Annotated in this window: 21 protein-coding genes; 12 read left to right on the forward strand and 9 right to left on the reverse strand. The window is 65.5% G+C overall.

The annotated features are described in order from the left end of the window. Window positions 1-37 precede the first annotated feature (37 nt). From AC1ME3_RS01085 to AC1ME3_RS01100, 4 genes are all read left to right on the forward strand, one after another. The gene (locus AC1ME3_RS01085; protein WP_480954481.1) at window positions 38-1,663 is read left to right on the forward strand and encodes a putative bifunctional diguanylate cyclase/phosphodiesterase; all 1,626 of its coding nucleotides are present in this window, start codon (window positions 38-40) and stop codon (window positions 1,661-1,663) included. A gap of 291 nt (window positions 1,664-1,954) precedes the next feature. Next, window positions 1,955-3,202, forward strand: a complete 1,248-nt coding sequence (gene mtaB / locus AC1ME3_RS01090; RefSeq protein WP_480954482.1) for a tRNA (N(6)-L-threonylcarbamoyladenosine(37)-C(2))-methylthiotransferase MtaB — start codon at window positions 1,955-1,957, stop codon at window positions 3,200-3,202. Beyond that, the gene (gene ftsY / locus AC1ME3_RS01095; RefSeq protein ID WP_056051078.1) at window positions 3,199-4,134 is read left to right on the forward strand and encodes a signal recognition particle-docking protein FtsY; all 936 of its coding nucleotides are present in this window, start codon (window positions 3,199-3,201) and stop codon (window positions 4,132-4,134) included. Before mtaB ends, ftsY begins: the two co-directional genes overlap by 4 nt. A 181-nt stretch (window positions 4,135-4,315) precedes the next feature. Then, the gene (locus AC1ME3_RS01100) at window positions 4,316-4,933 is read left to right on the forward strand and encodes a septation protein A (RefSeq protein WP_480954483.1); all 618 of its coding nucleotides are present in this window, start codon (window positions 4,316-4,318) and stop codon (window positions 4,931-4,933) included. A 121-nt stretch (window positions 4,934-5,054) separates the two neighbouring features. Here AC1ME3_RS01100 and AC1ME3_RS01105 read toward each other — a convergent pair whose 3' ends face one another. From AC1ME3_RS01105 to AC1ME3_RS01130, 6 genes are all read right to left on the reverse strand, one after another. After that, complete coding sequence (locus tag AC1ME3_RS01105) at window positions 5,055-5,669, reverse strand: superoxide dismutase (protein WP_480954484.1); 615 nt, start codon at window positions 5,667-5,669, stop codon at window positions 5,055-5,057. A 101-nt stretch (window positions 5,670-5,770) separates the two neighbouring features. Further along, the gene (locus tag AC1ME3_RS01110) at window positions 5,771-6,568 is read right to left on the reverse strand and encodes an SDR family NAD(P)-dependent oxidoreductase (protein ID WP_480954485.1); all 798 of its coding nucleotides are present in this window, start codon (window positions 6,566-6,568) and stop codon (window positions 5,771-5,773) included. Window positions 6,569-6,583: 15 nt separating this feature from the next. After that, entirely contained in the window at window positions 6,584-7,348 is a 765-nt protein-coding gene (locus AC1ME3_RS01115; protein WP_480954486.1) for an SDR family oxidoreductase, read from the reverse strand. A gap of 125 nt (window positions 7,349-7,473) precedes the next feature. Then, window positions 7,474-8,517, reverse strand: a complete 1,044-nt coding sequence (locus AC1ME3_RS01120; RefSeq protein ID WP_480955880.1) for a phosphotransferase family protein — start codon at window positions 8,515-8,517, stop codon at window positions 7,474-7,476. A 17-nt stretch (window positions 8,518-8,534) separates the two neighbouring features. Then, entirely contained in the window at window positions 8,535-9,617 is a 1,083-nt protein-coding gene (locus AC1ME3_RS01125) for a Zn-dependent alcohol dehydrogenase (RefSeq protein ID WP_480954487.1), read from the reverse strand. Window positions 9,618-9,805: 188 nt separating this feature from the next. Beyond that, a complete protein-coding gene (locus AC1ME3_RS01130; protein ID WP_480954488.1) occupies window positions 9,806-11,089 on the reverse strand; it encodes an acyl-CoA dehydrogenase family protein in 1,284 nt (427 codons plus the stop codon). 156 nt (window positions 11,090-11,245) lie between these two features. Here AC1ME3_RS01130 and AC1ME3_RS01135 point away from each other — a divergent pair, with 156 nt between their 5' ends. Next, window positions 11,246-12,490, forward strand: coding sequence for a TetR/AcrR family transcriptional regulator (locus AC1ME3_RS01135; protein ID WP_480954489.1), 1,245 nt, complete (start codon window positions 11,246-11,248; stop codon window positions 12,488-12,490). A 95-nt stretch (window positions 12,491-12,585) separates the two neighbouring features. Then, window positions 12,586-12,987 carry a hypothetical protein gene (locus tag AC1ME3_RS01140; RefSeq protein WP_480954490.1) on the forward strand — a complete coding sequence of 134 codons (402 nt, stop codon included), beginning with the start codon at window positions 12,586-12,588 and terminating at the stop codon, window positions 12,985-12,987. 84 nt (window positions 12,988-13,071) lie between these two features. Here the strand turns inward: AC1ME3_RS01140 and AC1ME3_RS01145 are convergent, their stop codons facing one another. Next, window positions 13,072-14,373 carry a spinster family MFS transporter gene (locus AC1ME3_RS01145; protein ID WP_480954491.1) on the reverse strand — a complete coding sequence of 434 codons (1,302 nt, stop codon included), beginning with the start codon at window positions 14,371-14,373 and terminating at the stop codon, window positions 13,072-13,074. Window positions 14,374-14,975: 602 nt separating this feature from the next. Here AC1ME3_RS01145 and AC1ME3_RS01150 point away from each other — a divergent pair. After that, window positions 14,976-15,119 carry a hypothetical protein gene (locus AC1ME3_RS01150; protein WP_480954492.1) on the forward strand — a complete coding sequence of 48 codons (144 nt, stop codon included), beginning with the start codon at window positions 14,976-14,978 and terminating at the stop codon, window positions 15,117-15,119. Between the two features lie 286 nt (window positions 15,120-15,405). Here AC1ME3_RS01150 and AC1ME3_RS01155 read toward each other — a convergent pair whose 3' ends face one another. Together AC1ME3_RS01155 and AC1ME3_RS01160 are read right to left on the reverse strand one after the other, a co-directional pair. Beyond that, on the reverse strand, window positions 15,406-16,203 hold the full coding sequence (locus tag AC1ME3_RS01155; protein ID WP_480954493.1) for an SDR family NAD(P)-dependent oxidoreductase: 798 nt from the start codon (window positions 16,201-16,203) through the stop codon (window positions 15,406-15,408). After that, a complete protein-coding gene (locus AC1ME3_RS01160) occupies window positions 16,200-16,814 on the reverse strand; it encodes a glutathione S-transferase family protein (RefSeq protein WP_480954494.1) in 615 nt (204 codons plus the stop codon). The genes AC1ME3_RS01155 and AC1ME3_RS01160 overlap by 4 nt, the downstream gene beginning before the upstream one ends. A gap of 74 nt (window positions 16,815-16,888) precedes the next feature. Between AC1ME3_RS01160 and AC1ME3_RS01165 the strand changes: the two genes are divergently transcribed. The 5 genes from AC1ME3_RS01165 (at window position 16,889) to AC1ME3_RS01185 (ending at window position 22,103) form a co-directional block, all read left to right on the forward strand. Then, window positions 16,889-18,481, forward strand: a complete 1,593-nt coding sequence (locus AC1ME3_RS01165) for a class I adenylate-forming enzyme family protein (protein WP_480954495.1) — start codon at window positions 16,889-16,891, stop codon at window positions 18,479-18,481. 89 nt (window positions 18,482-18,570) lie between these two features. Further along, on the forward strand, window positions 18,571-19,347 hold the full coding sequence (locus tag AC1ME3_RS01170) for a thioesterase family protein (RefSeq protein ID WP_480954496.1): 777 nt from the start codon (window positions 18,571-18,573) through the stop codon (window positions 19,345-19,347). A gap of 113 nt (window positions 19,348-19,460) precedes the next feature. Beyond that, window positions 19,461-19,958: an EF-hand domain-containing protein gene (locus AC1ME3_RS01175; RefSeq protein WP_480954497.1), complete on the forward strand. Its 498-nt coding sequence runs from the start codon at window positions 19,461-19,463 to the stop codon at window positions 19,956-19,958. A 68-nt stretch (window positions 19,959-20,026) separates the two neighbouring features. After that, the gene (locus AC1ME3_RS01180; RefSeq protein WP_056062218.1) at window positions 20,027-20,746 is read left to right on the forward strand and encodes a response regulator; all 720 of its coding nucleotides are present in this window, start codon (window positions 20,027-20,029) and stop codon (window positions 20,744-20,746) included. 10 nt (window positions 20,747-20,756) lie between these two features. Further along, window positions 20,757-22,103 carry a sensor histidine kinase gene (locus AC1ME3_RS01185; protein ID WP_480954498.1) on the forward strand — a complete coding sequence of 449 codons (1,347 nt, stop codon included), beginning with the start codon at window positions 20,757-20,759 and terminating at the stop codon, window positions 22,101-22,103. Window positions 22,104-22,139: the final 36 nt, after the last annotated feature.

Consider the following 22,139-nt stretch of genomic DNA (forward strand, 5'->3'; position numbering starts at 1 on the left):
ACCGCCACCCAAGCAAGAGACCGAACAGGCCAACCCCATGACCGTAAAGTCGGCGGCGACATTTTCGCTCCGCAACATCAGTCGGGAATTCATGACCGGCGCCGTTACGGGCGCCGCACTGCTTCTATTCGTCGGCACCGCGGGCACCGCTGTCGTCAAGGCACTGGCACATTGGCACGGCAGCGATGCGGTGATCGATCACGGTCTGGTCGCGGCGCTGTTGTTGAATGCGGCGCTGATCCTGTTCGGCTGGTTCCGGTACCGGGCCATATCGGAAGAGCTGAGCACCCTGTCCGACGCCGGCCGCCACGCCCACGCGCTGGCGCAGCGCGATACGCTCACCGGCTTCCTCAATCGCCGCAGCTTGTCCGAAGACGGCGCAGCACTGTTCGCCAGTACCCGCCGCCGTGGCAAGGCGATGGCCATGCTGACGATCGACATCGATCACTTCAAGAGCGTCACCGACTTGCACGGCTATGCGGTCGGCGACCTGTTGCTCGGTCATGTCGCGGAGACGATCGCGGCGATCGCGCCCGGTACCAGCCTGCTCGCTAGGCTGGGCGCAGATGAGTTCGCCTGCGCATTCGTCTTCGACTCCGCGCACGAGAACGTCGCCGACCGAATTGCCGAGCGCATGGTCGCTGGCCTCGCCTTGCCGTTCCGCACCAACGGCGTCGATATCCATACCAGCGTCTCGATCGGCATCGCCCGGTCCGATCGAGACTGCGCGTCGGTCGACGCCTTGCTGCGCAACGCCGACATCGCGCTCCACGCGGCGAAGACCGCCGGGCGCAGTCGTCACGCGTGGTTCGACACGTCGATGGAGCGATCGCTGCAACTACGCGGCGAGCTCGAAGCGGGTCTCCGCAGCGCGATCCCGGCGCAGGAGGTCGTTCCGTACTTCGAGCAGCAGGTCGATTTGACCACCGGCCTCATCACCGGCTTCGAGGTGCTGGCGCGCTGGGAACATCCGACGCGCGGCATGATCGCGCCGGACGTGTTCATCCCGATCGCGGAGGAAACGGGACTCATCGGCGACCTGTCGCTGTCGATCATGCGCCAGGCATTCGCTGCCGCGCGGGATTGGGATGCCGGGCTCACCTTGTCGGTCAACGTCTCGCCGCTGCAGTTGCGCGACGCGTGGCTCGCGCAGAAGATCATCAAGACGCTGGTCGAGACGGGCTTTCCCGCCAGCCGGCTCGAGATCGAGATCACCGAGAGCGCGCTGTTCGACAATCTTCCCCTCGCGCAGTCGATCGTGGGGAGCCTGAAGAACCAGGGCATCCGCCTCGCGCTCGACGATTTCGGCACCGGTTATTCCAGCTTGGCGCATCTGCGCGCGCTGCCGTTCGACCGGATCAAGATCGACAAGAGCTTCGTCTCGTCGATCCTGGACAATCCGGAGAGCATGGCGATCGTCAACACGATCGTGCGGCTGGGGGACAGCCTCAACCTGCCGACGACCGCGGAAGGGATCGAGGACGCTGCGATCGAGGAGCGGTTGCGCGGCATGGGATGTGCGAAGGGTCAGGGGTATCTGTACGGGCGCCCGCTGGGTGCCGCGCAGGTCCGGCGGTTGCTGGCGGAGAAACGCTTGCTGGCCCAGCGCCCCGACCGGAGCGTGCCACCGCCGCGCGGCATTGCACCGCGGTTGGCGGGCTGAGGCCGATTCACAAAACACCACCCCGGCGAAGGCCGGGGCCCAGTTGGGAAGGTTGCAGTTACGCGCACCGTCCTTCCCAATGATCGTCCCCCAACTGGGCCCCGGCCTCCGCCGGGGTGGAATAGGTAAATGGTCGCTCCCCGATCCGTTCTCCTGCGAACGCAGGAGCCCAGGACCAAGCAGCGCTCCGTCCGGTACCCTAGGCTCCTGCGTTCGCAGGAGAACACCATGTCGGCCGCCGCATGACGCAAACCGTGGACTTCCCCCCCCGCCCCTCCTAAATCGCGCCACATGCCATCTGCCCCGCAGCCAGAGGTGATCAGCCTCGGCTGCCGCCTCAACATCGCCGAAAGCGAGACCATCCGTGCGCTCGTCGCCGGGCGGGACATGGTCGTGGTCAACAGTTGCGCCGTCACCAACGCCGCGGTGAAGGCAACGCGCGTCGCGATCCGCCGGGCCAAACGCGATCGGCCGGACGCGCAGATCGTCGTCACCGGCTGCGCTGCTCAGATCGACCCCGCGAGCTTCGCCGCGATGCCCGAAGTCGACCGTGTCATCGGCAATGCCGACAAGCTAACGTCGCAAACCTGGCAGACTGACGCCCCGGTCGTCGTTTCCGACATCATGCAAGTCCGCGAGACCGCACCCCACCTCGCCGCCAGCTTCTCAGCGCACGCCCGCGCGTTCGTAGAAGTCCAGAACGGCTGCGACCACCGCTGCACCTTCTGCGCGATCCCGTTCGGCCGCGGCCCGAGCCGCTCCGTGCCCGCGGGCGCGGTCGTCGACCGGATCGCGGGCCTCGTCGACGCAGGCCACCGCGAGATCGTCCTCACCGGCGTCGACCTCACCAGCTACGGCCCCGACCTCCCCGGCGCGCCGACGCTAGGCCACCTCGTCGAGCGCATCCTGCACCACGTACCCGCGCTCGAACGCCTGCGTCTCTCGTCCCTAGACGGTATCGAAATCGACGACCGCCTTTTCGCGCTGCTGACGACGGAGGCCCGGATCATGCCCCACGTCCATCTCTCGCTCCAAGCCGGCGACGACATGATCCTCAAGCGCATGAAGCGACGCCATTCACGCGCGGAAAGCGTGGCCCTCGTCGAGCGCCTCAAGACAGCCCACCCCGACATCGCGATCGGCGCGGACCTGATCGCCGGCTTCCCGACCGAGGACGCGACGATGTTCGCCAACACGCGCGCGCTGATCGACGACTGCCACATCGTCCACCCGCACATCTTCCCCTATTCGCCCCGCGCTGGCACCCCCGCCGCGCGGATGCCGCAGGTCGAACCCGAGGTCCGCCGCCAGCGCGCCGCCCTCCTGCGCGAGGCCGGCGAAACATCGCGCGCGAACTGGCTGCAAACGCTGGTAGGCACGTCGCAGGGTCTGCTCGTCGAACGCCCCGGCGACCGCGGCCATATCGGCAATTTCGCAGAAGTCCTGCTGGACGAGCCCGCCATACCCGGCGACATCGTCCGCATCACGATCACCGGCGCCACGTCCGACCGCCTCAGCGCAACACGAGAACCATCATGAGCACCACCCCCACCTGGCACGACAAGCTGATCGGCGGCTTCAAGCGCACCTCCGACCGGCTCGTCGGCAACCTCGCCGGCCTCGGCGGCGCGCGGCTCGATGATTCGACGCTCGACGACATCGAGGAAGCGCTGATCGCCTCCGATCTCGGTCCCGAGACCGCCGGCCGCATCCGCCGCCGCCTGTCCGAGGGCAGCTTCGAACGCAACATGGAGGAACTCGGCATCCGCGTGATCGTCGCCGAGGAGGTCGAGAAGGTCCTCGCCACAGTCGCGAAACCGATCGAGATCGACGCCTTCCCACGCCCGCAGGTGATCCTCGTCATCGGCGTTAACGGCTCTGGCAAGACCACCACCATCGCCAAGCTCGCGCATCTGCTGATGGAGCAGGATTACGGCGTGATGCTGGCCGCCGGCGACACGTTCCGCGCCGCCGCGATCGGCCAGCTCCGGACCTGGGCCGAGCGCGTCGGCGTGCCGATCGTGACCGGTCCCGAGGGCGGCGACGCGGCGGGCGTGGTCTGGGACGCGGTCAAGAAGGCGACCGAAACCGGCATCGACGTGCTGATCGTCGACACCGCCGGCCGTCTCCAAAACAAGCGCGAACTGATGGACGAACTGGCGAAGATCCGCCGCGTGCTCGGGCGGATCAATCCGGAGAGCCCGCACGATATCGTCTTGGTGCTCGATGCGACGACCGGCCAGAACGCGCTCCAGCAGATTGAGGTCTTCAAGGAAGTCGCTGGCGTCACCGGTCTCGTGATGACCAAGCTCGACGGTACCGCGCGCGGCGGCGTTCTCGTGGCGGCTGCGGAGAAATACGGCCTGCCGATCCACGCGATCGGCATCGGCGAGGGGATGACCGACCTGCGCCCGTTCGATGCGAACGAGGTGAGTCGGATCATCGCCGGCGTGGAGAGCGTCCGGAAGTAACGCTCGGAATGTCCTTCGATACGCCATCTCGACAAGCTCGACGTCTAATCGGGACGAACGGCGTGGGCTGACAGACGCCCTCCCGAACCACCCCGTTCGTGCCGAGTAAGGATCGAGCTTGTCGAGAGCCTGTATCGAGGTACATGCCCGCACGCACCCGCCCCCAGGAAGCGAAAACCCAGTGACCCCAACCAAGCCCCCCCTATCCCCCGGCCTCCGCATGACCGTCGACTACGGCCCGCTAGCGATCTTCTTCGCGGTGAACTTCCTCACGCCGGGCCTGCCGATCGTCCGCGTCGTCGCCGCGACCACCGCGTTCATCATCGCCACGATCGCCGCGATGATCGTGTCGAAGGTAAAGACGGGCCATATCTCGCCGATGCTGTGGTTGTCGGGCGCGCTGATCGTCGTGTTCGGCGGTCTGACGATCTATTTTCACGACCAGCGCTTCATCCAGATGAAGCCGACGATCATCTACGCGATGTTCGCGGCGATCCTGACGTTCGGGCTCGTCACCGGCCGCCCGCTGCTTCAGTCGCTGCTCGCCACCGCTTACCCCGGCCTGTCCGCCGATGGCTGGCGCAAGCTCACGCGCAATTGGGCGGTGTTCTTCGTGTTCATGGCGGTGCTGAACGAGGCGGTGTGGCGCAACACGACCTGGGATTTCTGGGTCGGCTTCAAGCTGTGGGGCGCGATCCCGCTGACGCTGCTCTTCGCGTTCGCCAACATACCGATGCTGCTGAAGCACGGATTGCAGACGGGCGACAAAGCCGTGACCGACCTGCCGCCCGAAGGGTAACTCTACTGCTCCCCTCCCGTTCACGGGAGGGGTCGGGGGAGGGCCTGACCAAACGGACCGGACGCCAGTAGGTACGTCGCTCCCTCCCCTAGCCCCTCCCGCAAGCGGAAGGGGGACTGGCTCAGCCAGCGACCTTAGTGTAGCGCTCGCCGACGACATCCCAGTTAACGATGTCCCACCAGGCCTTCAGATAGCCCGGACGATCGTTCTTATACGTCAGGTAGTAGGCGTGCTCCCAGACGTCGTTACCGAGCAGCGGCGTACCCGGCTCCTTCGCATCGTCCATCAACGGGTTGTCCTGGTTCGGCGTGCTCGTCACCTTCAGCTTGCCGCCCGCATCCGCGATCAGCCATGCCCAGCCCGAGCCGAACTGCCCCGCACCCTTGGTGTTGAACTCTTCCTTCAGCTTGTCGAGGCCGCCGAAGTCGCGATCGATCGCTTCGGCGAGCTTGCCCGACGGCGCCTGGCCGTTCTTGGCCGCCATCGTCTTCCAGAAGAAATCGTGGTTCCAGAAACCACCGCCATTGTTACGGATCAGCGGCGGCTGCGACGAGATCATGCCGAGGATGTCCTCGATCGACTTGCCCGCCAGCGCGGAGTCCTTCTCGACGCCTTCGTTCAGCTTCGCGGTGTACGCCGCGTGATGCTTGTCGTGATGAAACTTCATCGTTTCCTGGTCGATCACCGGCTCGAGCGCATCGTAAGCGTAGGGCAGCGGTGGGAGTTCGAAAGCCATGGGGGTTCTCCTTTATCGGGTCGGACGCTCAACGCCCGCAGGCTCCAAATGCTCCCCGCGAAGTCGTTACGCAAGCGTACCCCGCGTCTTCGCGAGCGGGATCAGGCGGCGGTCTTGCCGTATTCCTGCCGTGTCACGGGATGGCTGGACGAGAGGCCGCCATCGACCGCGATCGCTTGGCCATTGACGTAGCTGGCGTCGTCGGAGGCCAGGAACAACGCGACCTTGGCGAGTTCCTCGGGCTGCGCGCCGCGGTGGAGCGGGTTGAGCCGTCCGACGCGGTCCATCTTGTTCGCCTCGCGTGCGTAGTCGAAGACGGGTTTGGTCATGCCGGTCTCGGTGAGGCCGGGGCAGATCGCGTTGACGCGGACGTTCGAGCCGGTGAGTTGCTGCGCCGAGACCGCGGCGAGGTTAATGACGCCGGCTTTCGACGCGGAATAGGCGGGAGAGCCGGCACCAGAGCGGATGCCGGCGACGCTGGCAGTGAGGACGATCGCCCCCTTTCCTCGCTCGGCGATCCGCGGGGCGGCGTGCTTGATCGCAAGGAAGGGGCCGATCAGGTTGACGCGCAGCACTTCGGTGATCAGCGCGACGTCGGTGTCGAACAGGTTGGCCATGCCACCCGAGATACCCGCATTGGCGAACATAACGTCGAGCCCGCCGAAGCTGTCGCAGGCGAGCGCGATCGTGCGGATCACGCCCTCTTCGAGCCCCGCGTCGATGCGGATCGCCGTGGCCGTGCCGCCGGCTTGTGTGATGAGGTGTGCGGTCTCGTCCGCGCCCTCGGTCTTGTCGGCGACGACGACCCTGCCCCCTTCGCTAGCGAACAGGAGCGCGGCAGCACGGCCGATGCCGGAACCTGCGCCGGTGACGATGATGGATTTGTCCGTGAAGCGCATCGCATGGTCCTTCAGTTAGATCGTAACGCCGCCGTCGATGACCATCGTCTGGCCGGTCATAAAGGCGCTGGCCTGCGAGGCGAGGAAGACGACCGCGCCCGCGATCTCCTCGGGCTCGCCGATCCTGCGGAGCGGCACGCTGGTGTTCGCTGCCTCGATCCGCTGCGGGTCTTCCCACAGGGCGCGCGCGAAGTCGGTCTTGATCAGGCCGGGGGCGATGCAGTTCACGCGGACGTTGGACGGGCCGAACTCGACCGCGAGGTTGCGTGCGAGTTGCATGTCGGCGGCCTTGCTGATGCAATAGGCGCCGATCACCGGCGAGCCGCGCAGCCCGCCGATCGAGGAAATGATGATGATGCTGCCGCTGCGGCGCTCCAGCATCTCGGGCGCGACCATCTGGATCAGCCAGTGGTTGGAGACGATGTTGTTGTCGAGGATCTTGCGGAACTGGTCGTCGGCGATGCCGGCTTGTGGGCCGTAATACGGGTTCGAGGCGGCGTTGCAGACGAGGATGTCGATGCGGCCGAGCTGGGCGCGGGTCTGGTCGACAAGGTTCTGGAGACCCGCCTTGTCGGAGATGTTGGCGGCGATGGCGATCGCGGTGCCGTCGCCGTGTCTGGCATTGAGTTCCGCCGCGACGGTATCGCAGGCGTCCTGCTTGCGGCTGGAGATCACGATCTTCGCGCCGTGGACTGCCAGTTCCCGCGCGGAGGCCAAGCCGATCCCTCGCGAGGAGCCGGTGACGATAGCGACCATGCCGGTCAGGTCGAACTGCGACATTCTTGCTTCTCCCCTCCCGCATGCGGGAGGGGTCGGGGGTGGGCGCCCGGCCTTCCACAAACGGCGTGCAAAATGGTGAGCGCGAGCCCACCCCTAGCCCCTCCCGCATGCGGGAGAGGGATGAATCAGGCTCCCGCCTTCACCGCAAACTTCCAGGCAGCGTCCGCGAGCCCGTGGATCTTTGCGACCGTCTTCTCCGCCTGCGCGCTCGAGGCGGTGCCATCGACGATCCGCTTCTTGATGCCCTGGACGATGCCGGTCAGGCGGAAGAGGTTGTAGGCGAAATACCAGTTGAGATCGGGGACGCCGTCGCGGCCGGTGGCGGCGCAATAGCGCGCGACGACCTGCTCGATCGTCGGAATGCCCGTCTCCGAGCCGGTCATGCCGAGTACGCCCGAGCGGCCTTCGGGTTCGGTCACCCAGCTCATCAACAGGTACGAGAAGTCCGCGAGCGGATCGCCGAGCGTCGACAACTCCCAATCGAGCACCGCGATCACCTTCGGCTCGGCGGGCGCGAAGATCATGTTGTCGATACGGTAGTCGCCGTGGACGATCGCCGTGCGCGTCTGCTCGGGGAGCGTTCTTGGCAACCACTCGATCAGGCGTTCGACCGTCTCCATATGCTCGGTCTCGGCCGCGCGGTATTGCTTGGTCCAGCGGCCGACCTGGCGCTCGAAATAATTGCCGGGCTTGCCGTATTCGCCGAGCCCCGCCGCCGCGTAATCGGTGTTGTGGAGCGCTGCGAGCGTGTCGACCATCGCCTCGTAATGCACAGTACGCTCGGGCGGAGTCGCACCGGGCATCGCGCCGTCCCAGATCGTCCGCCCTTCGACCATCTCCATGACGTAGAACGCCGAACCGATGACCGCCGCGTCCTCGCAGAGACCATAGGGCCGAGGCACCGGGAAGCCGGTCGGATGGAGGCCCGCAATCACGCGGTATTCGCGGTCGACGGCGTGCGCGCTCGGCAGGATCGGGCCGAACGGTTTCCGGCGCAGCACGTAGGCGCGCTCCGGCGTGTCGAGGCGGTAGGTCGGGTTCGACTGGCCGCCGGCGAACTTCGCGTAGGTCAGCGGGCCGGCATAGCCGGGCACGTTGGCCGTCATCCATGCGCCAAGCGTGTCGAGGTTGAGACGGTCCTTGTCGCCGACCTCGATCGTGCCGACCATGCTGGTCGATGCGTCACTCACGAGAAGGTAATCACGCTACGGGTCGTGTCGCCGCGGCGGAGTTCGTCGAACGCATCGTTGATCCGTTCCAGCGGCATCCGGTCGGCGATGATCGTGTCGAGATCGAGCAGACCGCGCATGTAGAATTCGACCAGCCGCGGGATATCGACCGGGAACCGGTTCGAGCCCATGAAGCCGCCCTGCAAGCGCTTGCCCGACAGCAGGTCCATCGCCGACAGCCCGACCTTCTCGCCGAGCGGCATCATCCCGAGGATCGTCGCGGTGCCGCCACGACGCAGGACCCTGACCGCAGTAGCCGCCGATTGCGCACGCCCGACCGCCTCGATCGCATGATGCACGCCGCCCTTGGTGATCGCGACGACCTCGTCCGCTGCGGTCTCGGACAGCGCGTCGATGCTGTGCGTCGCGCCGAGCTTCTCCGCCATCGCGCGCTTTTCGGGGACCGGATCGAGCGCGATGATCTTTCCCGCGCCCGCGATCTTGGCCGCATTGACCGCCGCAAGCCCGATGCCGCCGCAGCCGACCACGCAGACCGTCTCGCCCGGCGTCACATCCGTAGTGTTGAACACCGCGCCAGCGCCGGTGGTAATCGCGCAGCCGAGCAGCGCCGCACGGTCCATCGGCATGTCGCGGTCGATCGCGACGCACGCGTGTTCGTGGACCAGCATCATTTCCGCGTAGGCGCTGAGGTTGAGCATCTGCGCGATCGGTCGGTCGCCGAGCATGAGGCGCGGTGCGGCGCCCTTGGGACGGCGAACGCTGGCGTCTATGCACAGCGACATCCGCCCGGTGACGCAGAATTCGCATTGGCCGCAGAACGCCGAGAGACAGGTCACGACATGGTCGCCGACCTTCACGCCGCGCACTTCGTCGCCGACTGCTTCGACCACGCCGCAAGCCTCATGCCCCGGAATGGTCGGCATCGCGTGCGGATAGGCGCCGTCGACGAAATGCAGGTCGGACCGGCACACGCCAACCGCGACCGTGCGGATCAGCACTTCGTGTGCCGTCGGCTTCGAGATGGTGACATCCTCAATGCTGAGCGGGGTGTTGGCTTCGAAAAGGACTGCGGCTTTCATGTACTTAGCTCCGGAAACACTGCCGTGAAAAACACCGTTACAAATATCGCCGTTCGTCCCGAGTAGGGGTCGAGCGAAGTCGAGAACCCGTATCGAAGGACCGCCTCGCGGCTAGAGGTCCTTCGATACGTCATCTCGACAAGCTCGATGCCTACTCGGGACGAACGGGAGTGAGATGCTACCGGGGTTTACCGGCTCACCCCGACATCCCCGCTGGACACGCCGCCCTTGCGGAAGTCGCCGTATTTCCCGAACTCGTTGCGCGCGATCGAGCGATTGTGGACTTCATCCGGACCGTCCGCGAACCGCAGCGTCCGCATCGCCGCCCAGTCGTGCGCCAACCGGAAATCGCCAGACACGCCGCCGCCGCCATGCGCCTGGATCGCGTCGTCGAGTATCCGCAGCGCCATGTTCGGTGCGGCGACCTTGATCATCGAAATCTCAATCTGCGCGGACTTGTTACCGGCCTTGTCCATCATGTCCGCCGCCTTGAGGCACAGCAGCCGAGTCATCTCGATGTCGATCCGTGCGGTCGCAATGCGCTCTTCCCACACCGAGAAGTCCGCGATCCGCTTGCCGAACGCGACCCGGTCGAGCAACCGCCGCGCCATCGCCTCGATCGCGGTCTCGGCGACACCGATAGTCCGCATACAGTGATGGATACGCCCTGGCCCAAGCCGCCCCTGCGCGATCTCGAACCCGCGCCCCTCGCCGAGCAGCACGTTCTCGACCGGCACGCGGACGTTCTCCAGCACGACTTCGCCATGCCCATGCGGCGCGTGGTCATAGCCATAGACGGAGAGCATCCGCTTGATCGTCACGCCGGGCGTATCCATCGGCACGAGAATCTGGCTCTGCTGCTGGTGCCGCGAGCCCTCGAACGAAGTCTTGCCCATCACGATCGCGATCTTGCAGCGGGGATCGCCGACGCCGCTCGACCACCATTTGGTGCCATTGATGACGTAGTGATCGCCGTCGCGCACCATCGACGTCTCGATGTTGGTCGCGTCCGACGAGGCCACCGCGGGCTCGGTCATCAGGAACGCCGAGCGGATCTCGGCGCGCATCAGGGGGCCGAGCCACCTGTCCTTCTGCTCGCGCGTGCCATAGCGGTGAAACACCTCCATGTTGCCGGTATCGGGCGCCGAACAGTTGAAGCACTCGCTCGCCCAGCCGACCTTGCCCATCTCTTCCGCGCATAACGCATATTCGAGATTGGTGAGTTGCGTACCTTCGAACTCGAACGAATCGTCGACGTGCGTCTGGCCGGAATGCGGCGGCATGAAGAAATTCCAGAGCCCGGCGGCCTTGGCCTTCTCCTTCATCTCCTCGATCACCGGGATGACCTTCCAGCGCTCGCCTTCATGCGCCTGCTGGTCGTAATCGGCTTGTCGCGGGCGAATATTCTGGTCGATGAAATCCCGGACCCGATCGCGGAAATACGTCTCTCGTTCGCTCAGCGTGAAATCCATGCGGGCTCTCCGTTCGTCGTCGCTTTGGAGGCAGGGTAGACCATACCGCACATTCGGTAAAGCGTGTGGAGCGGTCCGGAAAGCAGGTTTTCAAGTCCGCCCTGAAAGCGCCTAAAAAGCACTGTATCTTCAAATCGAAGCTGTTAGGGTGTTTCGATGAAGGTTCCGGCAGAGGCCAGCGACGAGAGCGAACAGGGGACCAAGCGCTTCCGTGCGAAGCGTGACGCGATCCTCGCCGCGGCGGCAGAAGCGATCAACGAACAGAGTGCCAAGGGCATGACGTTCGCGGACGTGGCGCGGCGCGTCGGGCTCAACACGACCAGCGTTACCTATTATTTCAAGCGCAAGGAAGACCTCGCGGCGGCGGCGTTCGAGAACACGCTCGAATCGCTGATCGCGATGCTCGACGTCGCGGCGGAAGAGGCAACGCCGGAGGACCGTGTTCGGCGCTATCTCGCACTCAACATGGACCGCCTCGGGCGGATCCAGCGCGGCGAGGAGAAGGCGTTCGCGGTCCTGTCCGATCTGCGCGCGACCGAGGAGCCTATGCGCGGCCGGTTGATGGCTGGTTGGCGCGAGGTGTTCCGCCGCACGCGATTGCTGTGGGGTCCTACCTCAACGCGCGCGCAGACCGATCTGAACGGCGCGCGCGCCCATGTGCTGCTCGAGAATACGTTCTGGCTGCCGATCTGGCTGACGCGGTACGAGCCCGATCAATATGGCCGTGTCGAGGAACGGCTGATGGACGTGTTCGCGCACGGCATCGCGGGCAAGGACGCCAAATGGTCCCCGACCCTGCTCGATCTTAGCCATGACGAGACGGAGCCGGGGCGCGAGGCGTTCCTGCTCGCTGCGACGCGCCTGATCAACGAACTCGGCTATCGCGGCGCCTCGGTGCAGAAGATCGCGTCCGAGCTGAACGTAACCAAGGGCAGCTTCTACCACCACCTCGATGCGAAGGACGATCTCGTCATCGCGTGCTACCGCCGCAGCTTCGACACGATCGCCGATGCGCAAAGCCGGGGCGAAGCCGAGGGCGGCAGCTACTGGCACAAATTGTCGAGCACTGTCGCGACCTTGCTCGACGTACAGTTCGCCGAGCGTGGCCCGCTGCTGCGCACCACGGCGCTGAGCGGCCTGCCGGTCGGTGTGCGCAATGCGATGGTCGATCGCTCGAACGGCATCGCGCGGCGTTATGCGGGCATGATGATGGACGGCATCGGCGAAGGCTCGATCCGGGCGGTCGATGCGCTGATCGCGGCGCAGGCGCTGATGGCGCTCCAGAACGCGGCGTTCGACATGCGGAAGTGGGCGTCGACGATGCCGCGCGAGCGGGCGATCGCGATGTATGCCTCGACGTTGATGTACGGCTTGTTCGACGATCGAATCGCGAAGGCCTAAGCGCCCTCCCCAGATTGGTGCGGGATGCATCGAGAACGGTTTGGTTACGCCGCGTTAACTGCCGACCGTAGATCCTGAGCCTCTACGGAAGCGGGATGCACACCATCACGACCGATCTGGCTTCGGGAATCATCGAGGTCGACGCGTGCGGGTTCTGGACGATCGCGCATGTCGAGGATTTCCTGCGTGACCTGGAGCGCGAGGGACTGCGCATGCTGGCGACGGGCAAGCGCCACATGCTGCTCTGCAATTTCTCCAAGTCCGCGATCCAGCCGCAAGAGGTGATCGCGATGCTGCAACGCGTCGCTGTGTCGATGCGGCTGAAATCGCGCAAGGTGGCGCTGTATACCGACGGCAAGCTCGCGCGGCTGCAGGTCAAGCGGATCGCATCGGTGCGCGACGACATGGCGGTGTTCGACGACCGCGAAACGGCGCTGGCGTGGATGTTGGAGCAGGGTCGGTCCACCCGACGCAACCGCCGCCCTCCGTCATCCTGACGGACGTCAGGACCCAGAGTTACAAACACCGTCCCTTGTGACCCTGGGTCCTGACTTTCGTCAGGATGACGAGGGAAGGGACAGTTACCTCGCAGCGTCCTCGGCACGCTTGAGCAGGACCCCGGCGCGCCAGTAGTGAAACAACGCCCACGGCGTCATCAACACGATGATAATCAGCGCATAACGTAATGAATCCTCTCCGAATCCGGGCTTCAACAGATCACTGAGCCAGCCGACCAACGTCGGCCCGAGCCCCAACCCGACGAGATTGATTACCAGCAACGTGATTGCCGCCCACATCGCGCGGATCTGCAACGGCGCGAGATGCTGGATCAACGCGAAGCTTGGCCCGAGATACGAATTGGCGAAGATCAGCGAGACGAAATAGCTGCCGATCGCGATTACCGGCGCGTCGATCAGGTAGAAGGCGAGCGCGAACGGGAGCGACAAGCCCTTCATCACGAGGACGACCCAGGCCTGGACGTGGAGCCCGTGACGCTTGGCGAGCACGTCGGCTATCTTGCCGCCTGCGAGCGCAGAGATCGCGCCGAACAACGCACCCGGCAACGCGATGTAGCGTGAGATATCAAGCATCGAAATACCCAGCGACCGCTGGATATAGCTCGGACCCCATCCGGTCAGCGCGTAGCCGATCATCGAGGTCAACGTCACGCCGACGACCAGATGCCGCGCCGGTGCACTCGCCCACATCGACGCAAACCCTTGGGCGACGCTCGGCATCGGCGTCGCCACTGCGCGCGCAGCATCGGACAATCCGCGGCGGGGCTCGACCATGAACAGGCGCACCAGCAGCGCGAGCACGATCCCCGGCAGGCCGACGGTCATCATCGCAATCCGCCAACCATAAGAGTGTGCGACAACGCCCCCGATCAGCGTACCGAACCCTGCACCGAGCACCACGCCGAGCGAATACACCGCCATCGCACTCGCGCGCTTCTCGGGCGGGTAGAGATCGGCGATGATCGAATGGCTGGGCGGGCTTGACCCCGCCTCGCCGATACCGACGCCGATCCGGAACAGCATCAGCTGCGTGAAGTTCTGCGCGAGCCCGCACAGCGCGGTCATGGCGCTCCATATCGTGAGGCTGGCGGCAATGATGTTACGGCGGCTGGTCCGATCGGCCAGCCGTGCGACCGGAATGCCCAACGTCGCGTAAAAGATCGCGAACACGAGTCCGGACAGCAGCCCCAGCTGCGTATCGGTCAGCAGCAGGTCCGCCTTGATCCGCTCGAGCAGGATCGCGAGGATCTGGCGGTCCATGTAACTGAAGAAATAGGTTAAGGTGAGCAGCGCGAGCGTCAGGCCCCGTCGCTTCATCGCCAACGCGTCGGCGATCTCGGGATGGGACTGATACGCTGCGGCCATCGGCAATACCTCGAAATCTAAACAGGCCTTAGGCTAGGTCAATTGAGGCGTACCAGACAAGCTAAAGCTGCATTCCTGGCCGACCTGCGACGAGCCAACGGCATGTGTAGACGAGCGACATTACCGCTGCGACGCAATGTCTTATGGGTTTGAAGGCGTTACCGGTGTTTCGTGGGAAGGACGGCGGAAGATGCGTCCTCTCTCAGGTCGCTCTTCCGCCTTATCCCCTCTCCAACGTCGTCACCGGGCTCATCTCGATATCATCGACAGAGTAAGCGTCCGGGCAATCTGAATACCGGGTATGCGGCCCTGTCGCATAGATCCACGGCGATGCAAAGGGTCTTTTGCCTTTTGCGTTCATCGGATGTGAGTTTCCGGCAAGCGGCTTGCTTCTCGTCGACCTCGCCCCGACACATCTGCGGTACGACACCAACGTGGGAGCATTCCGACGATCGATCTGTTTTACCGGGCCACGCCGAACGGCACCGCCGGCTCGAACGCGGAGACTTTGTTGCGGGCGAGTACTCGATCGCCGACAGGCCGCGTATCCATGACCGTTGCCACATCAAGCTCAGGGACAGCGGCTCAAGGATATCCGGAATTTGAAGCGCTGTTTCGAGATGACCGCAACCCGGCCTGCGACGATCGCGGCTTTTGAGAAGGGCACGGCGATCAACGGCTCCAGCGCGCCGATGGCCGAAGAGGCGAAGAAGACGCTGTTCGGGAAGACTGCGGCGACGCGCTAGTGGCGTTTGGACGGAGTAAGGACGGAGTAAGCGTAGGAGTGCTTTCTACGTCTTCCTGATAACGCCGGGAGACCTGTGCCGCGCTTCACGGTACTGCCCAGGCGAAGGCCGTGGCCCAATTGGGGGACGTCGCCCAATGGTGGCTCCCGCTCCGTTACCATAGCCTCACCAATTGGACCCCGACCTCCGACGGGGTGGCTGGTTTTTCTGTCCGACCAGCGGCTCAGGCGATACGCCTTTTCGAAGTGAGCTTTCGTTTACGGCGGCCAGCGCAACGGGGGAAAGTTCACCCCTCCCGCCCTGGTCGCCGCGACAGCGCGACATCCAGATGCCCGCCGCCATCCAGCAACAGCACCTCGCCCGTCATCACCCGGCTCATCGGGTCGAGCAGCATCTCGATCGGCCACGCGACATCGTCGGGTCCGGTGGCGAACCCCATCGGCACCGACGCCGCGACCTTCGCATTCAGCTTGGCGAACCCCTCGTCGCCAAGCCGCTTCTCGTACCAGCCGGTCGCGACATAGCCCGGCGCAACCGCGTTGACGCGGATCTCCGGTGCCAGGACGCGCGCGAGGCTCTTGGTCATCGTCACGAGCGCGCCTTTCGAGGCGGCGTAGGCGACCGATGAGCCCATCCCGAACACGCCCGCGACGCTCGCCACGTTGACGACCGCTCCGAACGGGCTTGCTCGCATTGCGGGGACACAGGCGCGGACCATCTGGAACGGCGCGACCGTATTGAGCCGGTAGATGTCGACGAAGTCCTCCGCGTCGAGCGCATCGAGATCCTCGTGGGCTGCGAACTTCGTCCTGCCGGCGTTGTTGACGAGGAAATCGATCCGCCCGAACGCCTCGGTCGCAGCCCCGGCAAGCATGCGGCAGGCGGCGTCCTCGACGATGTCGGCCTGCACCGCGATCGCGGCTTGCCCCACTTCGGCGGCAAGCGCCTCCGCTTCGTCACGACTGGTCGCGTAGTTGATGACACAGCGGACACCACGCGCCGCCAGTCGTCGCACGACCGCCGCGCCGATGCCGGTACCACCGCCGGTGACGATCGCGACGGCGCCTTCGATACTGGCGCTCATGCCTGCGCACTCGGGCGGGCGGAGGCGCGAGCGTGCCAGTCGCGCAAATGGCCGAGGTCGTCTGGCATCACAATGCCGACGAACTTCGCGAAGTCGACCGTCGTGAGCAGGACGATATCGGCGATCGTATAGCGTTCACTATCGAGCCAGTCGCGACCGGCGAGCGCGCGATCGAACTCCGCCATCGCGGCGAGCACGCGCGGGCGCTGGCTCTCACCGAACTCCGTATATTGCGGCTGAACGATCCGCGCGGTCCAGGGATGCGTGTGTAGCCACACCATCGACAACGGCGTCATCAGCCGGAGTTCGATCCGTCGCGTCCACATGTCGATCTCGGCGATGTTGTGCGCGCCGTGGCCGAACATCGGAGGGTCGGGATGAAGGATTTCGAAGTAGCGACAGATCGCAACGCTCTCGGTTAGCACGCGGCCGTCGTCGAACGTGAGCGCAGGCGTCTGGCCGAGCGGGTTGACCGCAAGGAACGGCTCCGCCTTGTGCTCGGCCTTGGGAATCGAGATTTGCGCCATCGGCACGCGGACATGCTTTTCGGCGAGGAAGATGCGGACGCGGCGCGGATTGGGCGCGGGCAGTGCGCTATCGTAGAACAGCAAAGGCGTCTCCTCGACATCGGTTTTCGAATATACCGTATGGCATTGCCGAACGCGTTCGCCTAGCGATGCGTCGCATGACGACCGCTGCAGACATGCTCGCCACGGGCTTTGCCACCCTCCCCGATTTGATCCGTGCGCATGCGTTGGAACGCGGAGATCGTGTCGCCGTTGCCGACGCGCAGGGTAGCATCGATTATCAGATGCTCGATGCCATGATGGACCGGGTCGCAGCGGCGTTGCAGCGTGATGGGGTGGCGCCCGGGACGGCGGTTGCGATCGTCGCGGCGCCGACGACGGACTATGCGGCGGTATTCCTTGGTGCGGTACGCGCAGGATGTGTTGCGACGCCGATCGCACCGTCCGCTACGCCGGCTGCGATTGCGGCGATGATCGCGGATAGTGGCGCGCCGGTAGTGTTTCTCGACGCGGAGAATGCCCGAGCTTTGGAAGGGCAAGCCCTTGCAGCCCTGCCTATCATGTTCCCCCGCGAAGGCGGGGGGCCAGACTGGGCCCTCGCCTTCGCAGGGGAACAAGCTTTCTACCGTTTCAAGAACTGGCTCGCTCCTCCAGAGACCAAGCCAACCCCCGTCGAGATGGCTCCCGAAGACCCGTTCAACATCATTTACTCGTCCGGCACGACCGGCACGCCCAAGGGCATCGTCCAGAGCCACGCGATGCGTTGGGCGCATATCGCGCGCAACACCGCCGCCGGGTTCGACACCGCCGTCACGATGATCGCGACGCCGCTATATTCGAACACCACGCTGGTCAGCTTCCTGCCGACGCTCGGCTGGGGCGGCACTGTCGTGCTGATGGGCAAGTTCGACGCGCACGCGTATCTCGAACTTGCGCAGAAATACCGCGCGACGCACACGATGCTGGTGCCCGTGCAGTATCAACGGATCATGGCGCTGCCCGACTTCGACAGCTTCGACCTGTCGGCGTTCCGCTTCAAGACCAGCACCAGTGCGCCCTTCTCCGCCGCACTGAAGGCCGACGTCGTCGCACGCTGGCCGGGCGTGCTCGTCGAATTCTACGGCATGACCGAGGGCGGTGCGAGCTGCGCGCTGAACGCCACGGCCAACCCGACCAAGCTCCACACCGTCGGCCAGCCGATGCCGGGCCACGAGATACGCCTGATCGACGATGACGGCGTCGAGGTCGCACCCGGCGAGATGGGCGAGGTCGTCGGCCGCAGCCCGGCGATGATGAATGGCTATCACGGCCGATCGGATGCGACGCGCGACGCCGAATGGCATGACGAGGATGGCAACCGCTACATCCGCCACGGCGATGTCGGGCGGTTCGACGAGGACGGTTTCCTGACGCTGATGGACCGGAAGAAGGACCTGATCATCTCGGGCGGCTTCAACATATATCCTTCGGACCTGGAGGCGGTCTTGGCGCGGCACCCGGCGGTCGCGGACTGCGCGGTGATCGGCGTGTCATCCGAGGCATGGGGTGAGACGCCGGTAGGCTTCTACGTCCCGCGGGCCAATGCGACGGAGGATGCATCCGCGATCCTAAGCTGGGCAAACGCACAGGTCGGCAAGACCCAGCGACTATCCGCCCTCCATGTCGCGGACGAACTACCCCGCAGTGCGATCGGCAAGGTCCTGAAGCGCGAGCTCCGCGACCGGCTGGCGGCCTCCCTCTCGTCATCCTGACGAACGTCAGGATCCAGAGCCACGAATGCTGCGATGCTTGGCTCTGGATCCTGGGTCAAGCCCAGGATGACGGAGATTAAAGGAACATCATGAGAAGTCTCAAACAGGCGATCGACGCGCTCGAGCCGATCGAGGATGGCTGGCGCGGGACGGTGCCGGAGAATTGGTTGCAGGGCCGTACCGCATATGGCGGATTCTCGGCCTCGCTCGCTCTGCATGCTGCGCAGAAGTCGGACGTGGATCTGCCGCCGCTGCGGTCCGCGCAGGTATCCTTCATCGGACCCCTCTCCGGCGACATCGTCATCCGTGCGAGGCGGTTGCGGCGCGGGCGCAACGCCGCGTTCGTGCAGGCCGATGTCGAGAGCGAGGCCGGGCTCGGGCTACGCGCCACGTTCGTGTTCATGGGGGCGGTCGTCTCGCGCGTCGATCACCAGGCCAGCAGCGCACCGGATTTCCCGATGCCCGGGCCCGAGACGCAGACGTTCCGTGGCCACAGTGCGGTGGCGTTCTCGCGGAACTTCGACCTTCTCGATCGGCGCGATGACGGCGTCGGACCGGCGGAATGGCTGCGCTGGGCGCGGCTGGCCGAGCGTGACGGGCTCGATCCGATGATCGAGCTTATCGCGGTCGCGGACTGCCTACCGCCGTCCGCGCTGAAACTGTTGGGTGGCCCTGCCCCGCTCAGTTCGATGACGTGGTTGCTCAACATCCTTGGCCCGCAACCGGTGACGCGCGACGGCTGGTGGTTGCTCCGCGCGACCACCGATTACGTGCGTGACGGCAGTTCGAGCCAGCAGATGGCGATCTGGAACGCGGACGGCACACCGGTCGCCGAACAGATGCAGAGCGTCGCGATCTTCGCCTGACCACTGACATATCTTGCGACACATTGGTAGAGGGGCGGCAACACCCTGCGACAACCTGGGTTTAGAACGACGGTCATTCGATGGGAATTCGTCCCACTCCGCTGGAGACCGACATGCGCAAGACCGTCCTCACCCTGATGCTCGCCGCCAGCGCGATCACGTCCGTCGCTGGCGCGCAAACACCCGCCACGCCACCTGCGCCAACGCGTCAAGGTACCGACCGCGTTTCGACGCGCGCGGAAGCAATTGCGCAGGCCGACGCTCGGTTTGCGCAGATGGATACCGACCATGACGGCCGGATCACCGCCGGCGAGATGCGCGCCTATCGCGAGGCGTTGCACGACCGGATGGTGGCCAGCGGTCGCGACGTCCCCGTGCCGCCGCCGGGCGGTCGCAAGCATGACGGCATGGGTCGCCGGATGGACCCGAACGGCGACGGCAGCGTGACGCGCGAGGAGTTCGAGGCGCGCGCGCTCAAGCGGTTCGACCGGATGGATGCCAATCACGACGGCACGATCGACGCGACCGAGCGCGCCAACGCCGCCGAGATGCGCCACGTCGACCGGCGCGAACGCCGCGACGGCGTCACTCCACCCGCGCCTGCTCGATAATTTGGAGGAGGGGAAGCATCGGGCGTCGGTGCTTCCCCTGGACAGCCGCCATGCTAGACACTGCCCCGATGGGAGATATGCCGCATTTGCTGCTCGTCGACGACGAGCGCTCGATCCGCGAGCCGCTGGCCGTTTACCTCACCAAGCAGGGGTTTCGCGTCACGCAGGCGGGCGATGCCGAGGCGGCGCGGACGCGGCTGACGGCCTATGCGATCGATCTCGTCATCCTCGACATCATGATGCCGGGCGAGGACGGGTTGTCGCTCTGTCGCCACATCGCGGCAACGAGCGACGTGCCGGTGATCCTGCTGACCGCGCGCGCGGAGGAGACGGACCGGATCGTCGGGCTCGAGATGGGCGCGGATGATTATGTCGTGAAGCCGTTTTCGCCGCGCGAGCTGGCGACGCGCGTGAAAGTGGTGCTGCGGCGCGCGACCGCGGGCGGTTCGCGGCAGCATGCGCCGGAGAGCAGTTCGTACGGGTTCGCCGGTTGGGTGCTGAAATCGGGCGAGCGTGCGCTGATCGACCGCGAGGGCGTCTCCGTGCCACTGTCGACCGGCGAGTACAACCTGCTGCTCGCGCTGGTGACCCGGCCGCGGCAGGTGCTCACGCGAGACCAGTTGCTCGACCTGACCCAGGGTCGCGAGGCGGCGGCGTTCGATCGTGCGATCGACAACCAGATCAGTCGGTTGCGGCGCAAGATCGAGGCGGATGCGAAGACGCCCGAGTTGATCAAGACGGTCTGGGGCGGCGGTTATACGCTCGCCGCTGAAGTCACGCGCCTGTGATCCGGTCCGTATGACGCGGTTCAAGCCCTGGCCGCGCAGTCTGGCCGGCCAGATGGCACTGCTGATCGCGCTCGCGCTGTTGATGGCACAGGTCATAAACTTCGGCATGATCCTGCACGATCGGTCTGAGTTCCGCCTTGCCCAGGCGACGCGACCAGTGGCGACCCGAATCGCGGATGCGCTGGATCGTGAGGCGCATGGCGGCCGCGCGCTGAGCGCCGAGCGAGGCCGCGTCCGCCGTTTGCCGACCAATCCGATCCCGCCAGCGATGTTCGAGCGCCATCCCGAGGTCGCCACCGAACTGCGCCGGCAATTTGCCGATCTAGGGCTGACGGTCGGGCGGATCGATACCGGCCTTCGCCCCGCCACCGACGAGACGAGCGACGCGCATCGCCGCGACGGGCTGCGGCGCGGCGATCGGCAGGGCGCGACGCTGCTGATCGCGATCGAGCAGCCCGGACGCGGATGGCTGGCAGTCACCGCGCCTTGGCCGCAACCCGGCTGGCGGCTGTTGCTCGCGGTGCTGACGCAGACGGCGATCCTGTACATCATCGTGCTGCTGCCCGTGTTGTGGATCGTTCGACGGATCTCGCGCCCGCTCCAGGATCTGCGGCGCGCGGCGGAAAGCTTTCGGCCGGGCGATCCGGGCGCGCCGATGCCGCCGCATGGGCCTGACGACGTCGTTGCCCTGATCGCGGCGTTCAACGCTTTGCGATTGCGCGTGACGGGAATGCTCGACGAGAAGGATCGGATGCTCGGGGCGATCGGCCATGACCTGCGCACGCCGCTGGCCGCTCTGCGAGTCCGTATCGAGTCGGTGGAGGACGATGTCGATCGGGCGCGGATGATCGATACGGTGGCGGAGATGAACCGCACGCTGGACGACATTCTCTCGCTGGCACGGCTCGGGCGACCAAGCGAACCGCTGACCGACGTCGACCTTGCGGCGCTCGTCGATGCGGTGGTCGAGGATTTCCGCGATATCGGCAGCGATGTCAGCTTCGTCGAGACGGAACGGCTGCGGATGCATCTGCGGCCGTCGCTGATCCGTCGCGCGGTCCGCAATCTGATCGAGAACGCCATCAAATACGGCGTGTCGGCGGAAGTGCGTGTCGAGGCGGGTGCGAGAACCGTGGCGATCGTCGTAGCGGATCACGGGCCTGGTATCCCGGAGGATCGAATGGGCGACGTGTTCGACGCGTTTACCCGTTTGGAGAGCTCGCGAAACCGGGAGACGGGCGGGATCGGCCTGGGCCTGGCGCTGGCCCGCGCGATCGTGCGGGAGGCTGGTGGCGAGATTCGGCTGGTCAACCGCGCGGCTGGTGGGCTCGATGCCATCATCGAGCTGCCGCGCTAATTCCTTCTCCCTCTCCCCTCCGGGGAGAGGGTCGGG

This window comes from Sphingomonas sp. BL2, from assembly GCF_056680015.1.